Source organism: Ningiella algicola (assembly GCF_028401415.2).
In the GTDB taxonomy this organism is placed as follows: Bacteria; Pseudomonadota; Gammaproteobacteria; order Enterobacterales; family Alteromonadaceae; genus Glaciecola.
This window is the reverse complement of the sequence record NZ_CP171821.2, coordinates 1,133,855-1,147,218: the sequence shown is the minus strand read 5'-3', so window position 1 is coordinate 1,147,218 and position 13,364 is coordinate 1,133,855. Positions and strand designations below refer to the sequence as shown.

Here is a 13,364-nt window from a genome sequence, read left to right as displayed (position 1 = left end):
AATTGAAGTGTAGTCATCTACATAAAATTGCGATGATGCAGTATAAATGGTGCACAAGCGCTCACTGCTGTGGGAGCCACAAAGGGTACGCTCTGTGTGTCCACCGCTCTTTGTTACATGCTCTTGATGCAGATACACTGCACCTGCGAGCATGTGCCGCGATCGATGAACACACAGAGCGTACAAAATTCATACAGCAAAAATCAACACGCCCAAGCCACTGACGCAATCCGTATTTTTTAACAAGCGAATGTTTGCTGTATTATTGTGCCTCAAGAGCATTTTGATAGGCTTGCTGCAAAATTCCGCGCGCCGACGTAGGGTTTCCATCAGCATCAACGTCTGAATTAAGGAATAATACGCCTACCATTGCAGGCCCAGCGCCGTTGCCAGTGCCGCCCAAGTAAATGGCTGCTGAGGTGCCAATCTGACCACATCCGTCGTCGCTACAACCAGACCACCCTCCATTTTTTTCCATCCAAAACGCATTTGAAATATCTAAACCTAAGGCCCGCGTTTGCATGACTGGGGCGAGCGGATTCGCTGTGTCTTCTCGCAAAATTCTTCCATCTCTTTGCAAAATAGACGTTAAAACGGCGCCCATATCAGCCGCAGATACATACCAACCTGCAGCACCGCATTCGTCTCTAACATCTCCCCAGTCCATGCCTTTCCCTGTGCTGCTTCGGTTGTATCCAAACGCGTAATTTCCAGAGTCAGGAGGGCGACATCCTGTTTGCTCTGCGCCAACTGGCTCAAACACGAATTCGTTGATGAGCGCCTCGTAGGCATTGTCATATTCCGCTGAGTCCGGCGAACCGTTTACTCTCCCTGCCACTCTAGGAAGGAGGATGCGCAGGAGCGCTGCGTTATAGTTGGAATAGCAAAAACCTCGCGCCATGTTTACAGCATTAGCTGGATTGATGACCGACGAAGGTTGGCATGTGGTAGTCCAAGCAGGGTCAACATCTTGTTCCATAAATGCCCGAATTTGAGCAAAGTCTTGCTTTACATTTCCATAATCCATAATGCCTGAGCGTTGCCGCATAAGGTCATCGAAAGTAAGTTGCAGAAAGAAAGGGTCTACGTTCCAATCAGGTGGGAAGAAAGCTCCAATTGGACTTAGAATATTAAGATTATTGTCGGTTAATATAGCCATTGCACCTATCGCGCTTATCCACTTGCTTATGCTCGCTACAGTCACTTTTGTGTCGCCTGTGAACTTCATTTCACCGTCATCTGAACGCCTTGCGAAGCCACCTCCATTGGCATGCGGGTATTGACCAAGTGCAAACGAATATCCTTGTACTTTGCCATCTAATAACGTGCGAAGCTCTCTTTCGACTGCACAACTGCTGGTGCATTGCCCACCGCTACATTGCTTTCGATTGGGCGGTATCAGATTCACGTCGTGCCAAGCTAAGGGAACTAGCGCTGTAGTTTGGGTTGCCACCATGGGCATTTGACTTGATTCTCCTCGCCAATTTAGTTGTACCTTCAACTCAGCACCGCATTTTTGTGCGTGCTGATTTCGCCATACACGCATTTGTTGCCGACTAGGCAACTGACTTTGAGGCGGCGGTAATATGGCCATAAGCCTGATATTTCGAGTCACGCTGCGATTGGCTTGAATGCTTGGAATCTCTACTACTGAGTTCTGTCTAAACAAAAGACTATTGTCAATTACTTTCAAAAACATTGGGTCGGTCGGGGTACTACGCGGATTGTCAATTTGCAGGACAAGATCAATATGCGCGTTATACAGCTGGGTTAGATTAATCTGCCTGATATTTTCACTTTTACTTGCTAAAGCAATTCTTGGGAAAGATGCTCCATCACCAAAGTTTGTTCCGGGCGGGGTATTTGCTTCGCTTAAATGCGTAAGGGTAACAACATGCGACCCTCCGCCCATTTTTTTATCATCGCCATTAATTGGCCATAGCTTCACTCTATACACTTGGTTTTTAGCAGGCTGTGAACTTGACATAAAGGACTTAGCATCAATTACTAATGTGCGTTTACTTCCTTTTTTGGGAGCCGGTGAAATCTTACCAGATAGAACAATTTCGCCAGTGCTTGGTTTGCTGATTTCCCAATGTGCAGCGCTTGCGTTGTCGATCCGCAAGTCCCATTCAAAGCGAAGTAGTTCAGGTTTTACAAATGACAGGTCTCTTCTAAATTGAACGAACTCTCCTGATCCAACAATCAAGTTTAGGTCGGCAGAGAGAATCACCATACGATCTGGCTTTTTAATTTGTAGGGTTTGTAGGCTATTAGAAGCCAAAGCAGTGTTTAATTTAAACGAACAAACTAAGCTTAGAACGACAACAACTACAGTGAAAATGCGCATAATATGCTTCCTTTTCAATGGCACGTTGTGTCAATAACTTCGGTTTACTGAGCTGTAAACTATAATGACTTGAGTCGTCAGGATAGCACAGGATTTGATGCGATTAAAACAGCATGGCTGTAGCTTGTACCTATTTCGACTAAGAGTATTCAGGCGTAATTGAGAGGCTAATTGAGCTTAAACTTAACGAGCCACCTAAATAAATCGTTGATTTTCTCTAAGGCGTATCCTCCCAAAAATCACTATATTATAATTAACATTTTTAACAAATTAATTACATACGTATTCAGTAGTAATTCGCATTTAAGGCGTTATGTTTGAACCACGGTTGCATTGATCGCACCGGAACAACCAAATCGAATGCGTGTTGGTAAGGGATGGTAGCTGCGGTTATCGCATTAGCGTTTTGGTATACATAATCAACAGGAACACTTATGCGACTTCTTTTACAACATAAAATGAAAACCCTTGCAGCAGCCCTATTGGTGGCAAGTGCGATGCAGCCTACCGTTGCGGCACCCAGCACTTTCGTACATCTTTTTGAATGGTCATGGCCTGATATTGCCACCGAATGTGAAACCTTTCTCGGCCCTAAGGGCTATGCGGCAGTTCAGGTTTCTCCGCCGAACGAACATATCAACGTGTCCCAATGGTGGGCGCGCTATCAACCAGTCAGTTACGTGTTGGAAAGTCGCGGGGGCAATCGTGCTCAGTTTATCGATATGGTTGAACGCTGTGAGGCAGCAGGAGTCGATATTTACGTAGACGCAGTTATCAATCATATGGCAGCAGGCAGCGGTGTTGGCACGGCCGGTAATCCGTTTGGCGCCAAGCAGTATCCTAATTATTCCCCTCAAGACTTTCATACTAGTTGCCCCATTAGCTCCTATGGTAATCGCTGGCAAGTACAAAACTGTGAGTTGGTTGGGTTAGCCGACCTAGACACTGACGCGCCGTATGTACAGAACACTATCGCCGATTTCTTGAACGACCTTATTGGGATAGGGGTAAAAGGGTTTCGTTTTGATGCATCAAAACATATGCCGACTGAAGATGTTGCAGGCGTTGTTGCTAAGCTAAATGGTGAGCCAGTCATCTTTCAAGAAGTTATCGATCAAGGTGGTGAAGCGATTGGCGCAAACGAGTACTTTGCCAACGGTTTGGTCACGGAATTTAAGTACAGCGTTGAAATAGGCAATACATTTCGAAATGGTCAACTGGCTTGGTTGAGCAACTTTGGTGAGGGTTGGGGTTTTATGCCAAGCGACAGAGCCGTCGTGTTTGTGGATAACCATGACAATCAGCGCGGACATGGCGGAGGCGGCAACGTCATTACCTTTGAAGACGGTCGACTTTACGATCTTGCTAACGTATTTATGCTTGCCTATCCCTACGGCTATCCCAAAGTAATGTCGAGCTACGACTTTCATGGCGACACTGACGTTGGTGGGCCATCGGTGCCAGTGCACAATGGAGGCAACTTAGAGTGTTTCGCAGATAACTGGAAGTGCGAGCATCGCTGGTCGTATATTGCCGGCGCCATGGACTTTCGCAACAATACCAGTGACGCATTTTCGAAGCAAAACTGGTGGTCGAATGGCAACAACCAAATCGCCTTTAGTCGAGGTAGTAGTGGGTTTGTAGCAATCAATAAGGAGCAATCTGCCCTGGTTGAGAGTTTGCCATCGTCGTTAACGCCGGGTACATATTGTAATGTGTTAAAGGGCGAGCTTTCCGCAGACGGGAGTAGCTGTAGCGGTGAAACAGTCACTGTAAATGCCAGCGGTGATGCAGTATTAAATATTGCACCTTGGGATGCTGTTGCCATCCATAAAAATGCAAAAATTACCGGGCCTATTACGACTGACTGGAAGCGCACGGTGATATTTATTGAAGCACAAACTTCTGCAGGGCAAGATATGTTTGTTCGTGGAGGTATTGACCATGCCTATGCAGCAAGCAATTTGGACAAGCAATGCAGCGTTGCCAACCGCGAATGTTCGATTCCCATTCGTCATCAAAATTTACGGAACGTCACCACCGCGCCGTGGAAACTCAACGATAGTGAGCTTGACTGGTATGGCGTGCAGTCTGGTCAAAGCAATGAGGCAGAAGGCACTGCATTAGATTGGACAACCAACTCGTGGCCAGCCGCATGGGGCGACTATAAAAGCGTTGCGGTAGATGGCTTTGGTGAAGAGGTGCTTAATTCTTGGGGCGACCATCATTGGATGCTAGATGTCGAAATGGACTGCAGTCGCACCGTAAACGGTTGGTTTGAACTCAAAGCCTTTGTGAAGAACGGGCAGGGCTGGGAGTCAGACATAAATCAAAGCAATACGCCTTATACGTCTAACAATCACTTTGCTCAGTGTGGCAAGGTAAACCGATTTAGTTTCAGCCAAAGCGGTGTGCTAATAAGCGATTTTTAAGGGTATATTCGCATCACTTAGCTACACTTCAACACCACAATAGCTAAGATCATCAAAGCGCTACAGATATTTGATCTGAGGCGCTTTTTTTTTGTAAATGCAATCTGATCTGTTGCAGACTATGCTTGTTTAGATCATTACGCATTTTTACATGACACACCTACTTCGTGATGCGTATGGCTTTTATGGAGTGAACCACATGAAGTCTTTCATCAGAATCAACATACAGTACCTTTACGGCTTTGCTGTTTGTATACTTGCAGCTTCATTTACTGTCTTGGTACCTAAAGCGCACGCGCAAGAGCAAGCACAAAAACATTCAGCGCAGATAAAACCTAATATTGTGTGGATTGTTAGTGAAGACAATAGCCCACTTCTTGGGAGCTATGGGGATACATTGGCCAATACCCCCAACCTTGATGCGCTCGCCAAATCTGGCATTCAGTTTGACCAGGTATTTTCACCCGCGCCGGTTTGCGCACCCACACGCAACGCAATTATAACGGGTATGTATGCGAGCAGCTTGGGCACCGAAAATATGCGCAGCCAATATCCGTTGCCGTCCTTTGTAAGGTTCTTTCCCGCTTACTTAAAAGAAGCTGGTTACCATACCTCTAATAGAGCAAAGACCGATTATAACACCCCATGGCAAGACAACGCTTGGGACGAGTCGAACGAGGAAGCTAGCTATCTAAATCGAGACGACAAGCAAGCGTTTTTTCATGTCCGTAATATTTTTGTGAGCCATGAGAGTAGCTTACACGAGCGTATTGCGTCTGAAGATATTATAAAGATGGCAGAGCAAGTGAAGGTGCCACTTTATCATCCTGACATTCCCGAGGTGAGAGCAGACTGGGCACAATATTACAATCGTGTTTCTGAAATGGACCGTCAAGTTGGACTGGTCATCGACGAGCTAAAGCAAAATGGTGTGTTTGAAAACTCGATTATTTTTTATTATTCAGATCATGGCGGTGCCCTTGGGCGAAGCAAACGATTTTTGTATGACTCAGGGATGCACGTGCCGCTTATAGTGCACATCCCCGATTCGCTGGCCCATTTGCGGCCGAAAAACATCAATACCAATCAGATGATTACGCTTGCCGATGCGGGTCCAACCGCATTGAGTTTAGCGGGTATTCAGCCACCAGAATACATGCAGGGAAGGGCATTTTTGGGTGAATACGCTGCTGAAAATAAGGCCTATGCGCATGGATATCGAGCGCGTATGGATGAGCGCTTTGATTTAGCACGAAGCGTAAGAGATGATCGTTATGTCTATATTCGTCATTACTTGCCGCATTTACCCGATGGTCAGTTCCTGCAGTATTTATGGCGCTCTGCATCAATGCAGGCTTGGGATGAAAAGAGGCAAGCCGGCGAATTAAATAACACTCAGCGCGCGTTCTTTATGCCTAAGTCTGGCGAGTTATTATTTGATCGCGTCAACGATCCTGACAACGTCATTAATCTTGCAGGCAAACCTGAATACGCTGAGCAATTAGCGCGAATGCGGGCTGAGAATATAAAATGGATGAAGGAAACCAAAGACGCGGGCTTAATCCCAGAGGTTACGAAGTGGGAGCTTGCGCGCCTGAATATCTCAGTTTATGACTATGTGCGTAGCGATGCGGTTGACTATGAAGAAGAGTTCACGTGGTTTCAAGAGGCAAGCTTAGAACCCCAGAAAGAAGCGGTTTTGCTCAATATGCTTACAGGCTCTTCGTCCATAAAGCAGTACTGGGCATTAATGTCGCTCGTGACTTATCCTCAATCCATGTCGGCCAAAATATTAGAACAAACAGAGTTGCTTGTTCTCAGTGTTGACGAGGCGGTTAGATTGGTGGCAATCGAAGCATTGTTGGCTCAAGGCTCTCAGCGCATGCACAGCGATTACTTGGATATTGCCTATAAACATACTACTTCCGGCAATGCAATCGCACGGCTTTATGCGCTAAATTTAATTGACCGATTTAGCGAGGGTGAAAAACGTCTCGAACTTGTCGATTTGCTTCGTAAAACGCTTGATACTTCAGACACTAACGCTGAGCGTGAAGACTATGAAAGAAGTATCATTCAAAGCATGATAGACCGTTAGATATTTTCGCTAAGGTGTATGCCTTTAAATTAAACAGCATGCACCTTAGCGGGATCTAAATCATCCTCTATCGCTTGATCAAGAATTGCAAACGCGTCTTTTCTAGAACGAAGTTTGGTATTTCTAAATGCTGTCATATCAAGTTGGCTGAACAGCTTTCCTGCCATTGCAGCAGCGCCTGCCATTTGCTCCTGCGGCACCGTTCGGTCAACAAAACCGGCGTCAACTGCGCCTTTTGCATCAAATATTTCTGCGTTAATGACGCATCGATTAAAGTAATGATTGGGCAATCGGAAGCGGGCCAGCTCAATACCGAAATTGTGCATGGTCATGCCAATGAGGGTTTCGTTTAAGCCAACTTTGTATTCTCCATCGGCAATCATTCTGTAGTCACACGCAAGTAGCAAAAATGCACCCATGGCAATGCTGTGCCCTGAGGCTAGCGCAATGACAGGTTTTGGAAAAGCCAGTATTCTACGAGCAAGTTTTGAGCCTTTGGCCGTAAGCGCAATGGCTTCTTGCTGACCTTTTTGCATTTCTTTTAAGTTAAAGCCACCTGAAAAGACGCCATCTCTCCCGGTAATAACAACAATCGCTTCGTCTTCTTGTGCTTTATCAAAGGCAGCGTTGAGCTGAACAATCATCTCTGTAGAAAGGGCATTTGCCTTGCCATCGTCCATTGCAATGGTGGCAACATTATCGTGTAAGGTGTAGCTGACTGTGTTGGTCATTGTGTGTCCTTTATATTTAAGTTTATTCTTCGTATCCCCAAGGTGTGATGGGTACATCAACGGGCGTAGTTAAATCGAAATCCACTCGAAACTCTCGGCCTTGTCGAATGAGTCGGTAGGTAAACTTTTCGGGGTATACAAACATTTGCCAAGTATTGCCCACTGACTGCGGAATGCCTTGGTTCACAAAAAGCTCTTTTGAATATTGATCGGCAGGAAAAGACTGCGCTTGATTATAGCCGGCATCCACTGTATGACCGCCATACATGGTAAGTGCGTCATCGCTGCCATCGGATTTGCGATGGTCATGTTTGAGACTGAGGCCGCTTCCAGTTTTGGTAATGATCCAAGTTCTTGACGCATCCTCTCCTACATGAAAGGGGATTTGTAATTGAGAATCAGTGCAGCTCCTTACGTGCATAATGAGCTTATTGTCAAATGCAGGGCTTGGGTCATTATCAAACACAACCTCACCTTCAAAGGCCTTGCCGCAACGTAGTTTTATGGCATCGAAAAAAGCGTCGTGAGTTGGGATAGAGACCAGTGGAGCCGGCGCTGCATGTGCACAGCCCAATGAAAAAGTAAGCATAAGCGCTGGATAAACAAGGAGCCTGAGCAGCAATGTGGAATGAGGGCGATGGAAGGCAAAGTGTGTGGGTTGACTAAAGAAAATCTTCCAGCGTGGGTGCGTGTTTAAGAAATTCAAATCGTTCTCCAATAATGCTTGGATTTACTGGGGTTCTGTAATATCAAGCACAGGTTTTAGGGAATTCTACTGTGAGAAAGCACTGTGGTCTAAGATTAACGTTTTTTTGCCAGCAAGGAGAAGTTAAATCTGAATTTATTGTCGATACCCCGCTTATAAGACTCATGGAGAGAGCACATCCATTTGCTCGGCTTTTTGTTGTACCTAGCTTTTATTCCTAGCGCCTACTTTCTTCATCGTTCTCAGGCGCTTTTACCGTGCTTGGTGCATCAAAGGTCTGCTCTGGCTGGAAGCTTTTATATGTTTGCATATCACGCACGTTTTTTTGCACCGTAATACTCGCAAATAAACTCAAGGTAAATGCCATACCAAAAAAGCCTTTTTCACTTAACAATAACTCGGCATTATACAAGCCAGTTGCTAGCAAGGCGATGGCGATGGCAGTGCTGACCCAGGCTAAAATATAGTAAACCTTTGAAGTTGGGATGGCCTCGGATTTGTCGCGCACCGTTTTTTGCAAAGAGACGACAGAGAACAGCCCATAAAGAATAAGGGCTAAATAATAACCTTTTTCATTTAGAGCCATGCTCGCATTGAACAATCCGATCATGTACGACACGGTGCCTATCAATAATGCCGCAATAGCGGAGTAGCGAAACGCTTTTGTGGGTGGATTACTCGTGTTTTGTATATTCATTGACATTTCCGTAGAACTTAAGCCCAAGTTCGATGCTGAAGATGATGTACTTTTATTCATTTGTTGTACTCCTTGTTTAGAATTCAAAAGCAGACTGCTTACAGTAAGTTGCGTGAGGCAAGCACTGCTGTGCCGTCGCCTACTTTGATGTTTTCGTGACTATTAAGCGTCAAAACGCTTGCCTCTTTGACTAATCCATACTCTTCTAAATATTTGGCAATGCTTGTAAAAGTCGCTGTTCTTATCTGACCTTTATGATCACTTATTGTGACATCGCTCATAAACATGCTACCCATGGCAAGTTTAAAGCGACTGGTTCGAACCGTCTGAGGTCTAAAATAGGCTTGCGTATTTTGCTTGATGCGCACAAGGTCTGTGCTTTGGTAAATAGCCGCATTTAGCATATCAAGCGTAAATTCAGTGCAGTTTTGGAAACGCGTGTTAAAAGGGTTAGCGATAACCGAGTAACTTGGGTTATGTAAGCTTTTATGTTTGCCTGATGCGACAAGCTTTATTAAACCTTGCTGGACTTCAGCACTTGGAATAAGAACACCTGCTTTCATCACCTGCGCACCCCAGAAAAAGTCCACCGGATAGTCAGTCATTAAAAAACTTTTCTGCCTATTCTCTGGTGTTTGATACAAGTTATAAATGGCATACCCGAACTCGTCATGCCCATTGTGACTCGTAATTTTTGAATAAATGGCTACGGCTGTATGGGTGAATTCAATTCCTTTTGGTAGGTCTTTTTCAGCGCGACCCACACGGCCAATAATAAATGCACGTGCGCCTTGTTTCGCCGCGTAGTGCTCAACACCTTTTGCGAACTTTGCGATTGTCTCTGGGGCATATTTAGCTTGCGTATTTGCCTCACTACCTGCATGTGCGCCTTGAGCCAAAAGCGACGCTAGGCCCAATACTAATAATGCAAGTAGAACTAAAACGGCGGGAAGAGACCTTCGATAACTCCTTGTATTTAGGTGCAAGTTGTTCGGGATAAGCGCGTTTGAGTTAGCGTGTACAACATCCATTTTCATTTTCCTCATTATTTATCAAGTGGCCTGTATTGCGCGACATATTGATATTGCTGCGCAGCTTAAGGCTGCTCTGTAAGAGTTGTGGTTGTTTTAACGCTTGTGGTTTTCACGCGCTCTTGTTTAATTATCACTTGATTCGGCGCTGGGTCGACCGTAATCAGCTTGTCTGTAATGACCAAAGGCGTGTTAAAACTGTTGGCCGTTTCAATCATGCTCTCCCCTGAAGACGTTACAATGCTGCCCGCTACAACGCTAACAGTGCCCGCCGCCATAAGCGGAACGGCAACCACCGCGCTTGCGACTTCGCCAACTGAAGCAACACCATGAGAAGTAGCAAGTGCAGTGTGTTTGCTCGCCAAACCGGAATGCTCAGATGCTGCCTTACTTTGGGCTGATGCGACAAACGAAGTGATACAAAGCGTCGATATGAGGGGTGCTGCAAAAAATGATTTGATCGCGTTCATACTGTTTCCTTTCATGTTGTTTTGTTTATTGAGTATTGATTGACAAACGCATGAGAGCGTTTGTTGAGCTCGTAAACAACACTAGCAATAAGTATTTATTTGGTAAACGCGCTTGTAAATTGTATTGATTATGTGTCTTTTTGGTATAGTATTCCTATTCTTTTCTGGCTTTTGCGCCTGGTGCTTCACAATTCTAGCGGTACTGAGCGCCCTTTCTTAAACAGGATCCAGGTCAATTACCATGAGTCAAATATCGCAAGTCATCGCTACATTAAAATCTTTGCTTAAGCAGCAGGGCATGACGTATAGGTCGCTAGCAAGCGCCCTTGATATGAGCGAAGCCAACGTAAAGCGCATGTTTTCCTTATCGAGTTTTTCATTGGAGCGTTTGGAGCAAATTTGCGAAGTATTGAATATCGCGCTTTCCGATTTATTTACGTTGGCACAAAACCAAAGCGAAAAAGTCAGTCAGTTAACCGCAGAGCAAGAGCAGCAGCTACTTGAAAACCCCAAGCTTTTGCTGGTTGCAGTGTGCGTAAGAGATGGCTGGAAGTTCTCTGAAATTGTTGCTCAATACAACATTGACAAACTTGAAGCCACGCGTCTGCTTGCAAGGCTAGACCGATTGAAAATTATTGAACTATTGCCCAATAATCATTACCGCAGCCTAATTGCCCAGGATTTCAGGTGGATAGAAGGGGGAAAATTAGAGCAATTTATGGAGCAGGAGGTCATGGTGAAATTTATGGCTCCCAAAAAGGGGGAGCAGTGGAATTTTCGTTTTTATTTAAGAGGCCGGTTTTCAGACAGCTCCATTGAAATTATTCAGCGCCGGTTGAATCAGCTCACCAAAGAAGCGGCTCAACTCAACATAGAAGACCAATCGCTCCCATTGGATAAGCGTCAGCATCTAGGACTATTGCTCGCTATGCGTCCTTGGGAGCCATCTCTGTTTGAAAATCTTCGAAGACCTTAGCCTCAGGAAAAAGACTTAATCAGGTTTTGTTATCGCCTCAACCTCGTCTTGATTTCTATCAAATTGCGCTAGAGGCGTTTCATAGACTGTTTTGGAACACTCCAAGCTTTCATCGCTGCCTCTTGGTTGTGAATGGACGCAGTGCCTGTAAATGATGCGCGCATTAGGTAAAAAACGGTTATCTACGGTAGAAAAACTACCGTCTTCCCATCTGACGGTGGTAAAGCAATCGTTCTCATAACAAATCTCCTCTTCAAGTACGACACCCCATTGAGTGAACACTTGCGAGGCGCATGCGGCTAGAACGATAGGGCTAAGCAAGGTCAGCGCAAAACGCTTATGAGTCGCGAAGCTTGGTGGAATTAGTCTAAACTTGTTTATGCCGTTTGAGCTATTCACATTTGCCTTTATACCGCTGCCGTTTATTTAAACAGTAATATCAAATACCTTTAGTTTATCATAAGCAGCATGCGAAAGGGCTCTGCATCGAGCTAGCAGTTCATAAGTATGAACAAAATGTCATCGCTTTAATGACGCTGAAATATTGGCAATGGGTGGAAATGTGCTACCTTATAACACTCAAAAAACTTACCAAGATGAGTATAATATGCGCATTAAAATTCTTTTTTCATTCCTTATTACCCTTGCCTTAGTTGGATGTGCGTCGCAGCCATCGGTCTACACAGATTCTGATCCAGAGCAAGATTTTAGCGTCTACAAAACCTTTGCGTGGATATCAGATAGCCCAATGACCGTGCAAAGCGAAGCGGTGATCAGCCCCCTTGTGGAAAATCGAATCAAAAACGCGATTAGAGCCAGCCTTGAAAGCAAAGGATATACCTTTGTTGAAAATGTTGCAGCGGCTGATATGAGCGTGGGTTTCACCATTGGAGCGCGAGATAAAACGCGTGTTACGCAAGAGCCGGTGATGGGATCTGCAAACTGGCGCTGGGGCGGACAATACTGGGGTTTCGGCGGTGTGGGTCCTGTATTTACTGAGCGCACGCGCGTGTATTCTCAAGGAACGCTTGCAATAGACGTCTTCGATACCCAGCGCCAAGCCCCTGTGTGGCATGGTGTGTCATCTAAGTCGCTCTCAAGCGAGGAAAAGGCAGGTCAGGAAGAGTTTGTTAATGGCGCAGTTTCAGTAACCCTGGAGAACTTCCCCACCAAAGCCACGCAAGAGCCTACTGCCATTTAACTGGACTATACAGCGTAGACATATAAATACATTAAGAAAAAGTGGCAGGCGGCGCCTGCCACTACGCACACGTGCCAAATAGCGTGAGAATAGTGTCTGCTTTTGAGCAAATACAAGGGAATGCCGGCACTGTAACACAGCCCACCCGCAAGCAATAAAACAAAGCCGCCGAAGGGCACTGATAAATATATGGGATAAATGGCAAATAATGCCATCCATCCCATAATGGCATACGTGATAATGCTCACTTTTGGAAAGCGATGTCCCAATAGCAATTTAAATGTAATGCCAGCAAAGGCGACTAGCCAAATCACCAGCAAGCCTGCACTGGCAATCCAACCCTCAACACTGATTAATAACAACGGGGTATATGAGCCCGCGATTAAAAAGTAAATCGCAATATGGTCAATTTTCCTAAAGATGGCTCGTCGCGCTGCATCTTTCTCTAGGTGATAAATAGATGAGGAGACAAACATGGCACAAAGACTTAGGCCATAGACCCAAGCAGCAAAGCTTGAATGTAAAGTGGTGGCTTTATTTATAAGTAAAACTAATCCAACAATGGAAAACATGGCGCCCAGTACATGACTGGCGACACTCAGCCATTCCTCTATATCGGAATAGTGATTTTTATCCATGGAGTGATGTTTAAGCGGCAGCATAACCACTACC

12 protein-coding genes are annotated in these 13,364 nt (G+C 45.3%); 4 read left to right on the top strand and 8 right to left on the bottom strand.

Going from position 1 to position 13,364, the window contains the following annotated elements:
- Positions 1-262: 262 nt before the first annotated feature.
- Positions 263-2,350, bottom strand: coding sequence for a serine hydrolase domain-containing protein (locus tag PN836_RS05105; RefSeq protein ID WP_395344185.1), 2,088 nt, complete (start codon positions 2,348-2,350; stop codon positions 263-265).
- A 458-nt stretch (positions 2,351-2,808) separates the two neighbouring features.
- Here PN836_RS05105 and PN836_RS05100 point away from each other — a divergent pair, with 458 nt between their 5' ends.
- Complete coding sequence (locus PN836_RS05100; RefSeq protein ID WP_395345479.1) at positions 2,809-4,782, top strand: alpha-amylase; 1,974 nt, start codon at positions 2,809-2,811, stop codon at positions 4,780-4,782.
- A 199-nt stretch (positions 4,783-4,981) separates the two neighbouring features.
- Entirely contained in the window at positions 4,982-6,880 is a 1,899-nt protein-coding gene (locus PN836_RS05095) for a sulfatase (RefSeq protein ID WP_395344184.1), read from the top strand.
- A gap of 29 nt (positions 6,881-6,909) precedes the next feature.
- On the opposite strand, the gene PN836_RS05090 is transcribed toward PN836_RS05095, so the two are convergent.
- The 5 genes from PN836_RS05090 to PN836_RS05070 all read right to left on the bottom strand — a co-directional run bounded on the left by PN836_RS05090 (position 6,910) and on the right by PN836_RS05070 (position 10,515).
- Positions 6,910-7,611, bottom strand: a complete 702-nt coding sequence (locus PN836_RS05090; protein WP_395344183.1) for a crotonase/enoyl-CoA hydratase family protein — start codon at positions 7,609-7,611, stop codon at positions 6,910-6,912.
- Positions 7,612-7,633: 22 nt separating this feature from the next.
- A complete protein-coding gene (locus tag PN836_RS05085) occupies positions 7,634-8,200 on the bottom strand; it encodes a hypothetical protein (RefSeq protein WP_395345476.1) in 567 nt (188 codons plus the stop codon).
- Positions 8,201-8,534: 334 nt separating this feature from the next.
- Entirely contained in the window at positions 8,535-9,014 is a 480-nt protein-coding gene (yiaA, locus tag PN836_RS05080) for an inner membrane protein YiaA (RefSeq protein WP_395345474.1), read from the bottom strand.
- Positions 9,015-9,112: 98 nt separating this feature from the next.
- Entirely contained in the window at positions 9,113-10,045 is a 933-nt protein-coding gene (locus PN836_RS05075; RefSeq protein ID WP_395344182.1) for a DUF2145 domain-containing protein, read from the bottom strand.
- 65 nt (positions 10,046-10,110) lie between these two features.
- Positions 10,111-10,515, bottom strand: coding sequence for a hypothetical protein (locus PN836_RS05070; RefSeq protein ID WP_395344181.1), 405 nt, complete (start codon positions 10,513-10,515; stop codon positions 10,111-10,113).
- A 241-nt stretch (positions 10,516-10,756) separates the two neighbouring features.
- Between PN836_RS05070 and PN836_RS05065 the strand changes: the two genes are divergently transcribed.
- Positions 10,757-11,491 carry a helix-turn-helix domain-containing protein gene (locus tag PN836_RS05065; protein WP_395344180.1) on the top strand — a complete coding sequence of 245 codons (735 nt, stop codon included), beginning with the start codon at positions 10,757-10,759 and terminating at the stop codon, positions 11,489-11,491.
- A gap of 15 nt (positions 11,492-11,506) precedes the next feature.
- On the opposite strand, the gene PN836_RS05060 is transcribed toward PN836_RS05065, so the two are convergent.
- Complete coding sequence (locus tag PN836_RS05060) at positions 11,507-11,890, bottom strand: hypothetical protein (RefSeq protein ID WP_395344179.1); 384 nt, start codon at positions 11,888-11,890, stop codon at positions 11,507-11,509.
- A gap of 208 nt (positions 11,891-12,098) precedes the next feature.
- On the opposite strand from PN836_RS05060, the gene PN836_RS05055 reads away from it, so the two are divergent.
- On the top strand, positions 12,099-12,692 hold the full coding sequence (locus tag PN836_RS05055; protein ID WP_395344178.1) for a DUF4136 domain-containing protein: 594 nt from the start codon (positions 12,099-12,101) through the stop codon (positions 12,690-12,692).
- A 5-nt stretch (positions 12,693-12,697) separates the two neighbouring features.
- Here PN836_RS05055 and trhA read toward each other — a convergent pair whose 3' ends face one another.
- Positions 12,698-13,354 (bottom strand): PAQR family membrane homeostasis protein TrhA, encoded by a 657-nt coding sequence (trhA, locus tag PN836_RS05050; RefSeq protein WP_395344177.1) that lies wholly within the window; start codon positions 13,352-13,354, stop codon positions 12,698-12,700.
- Positions 13,355-13,364 lie beyond the last annotated feature (10 nt).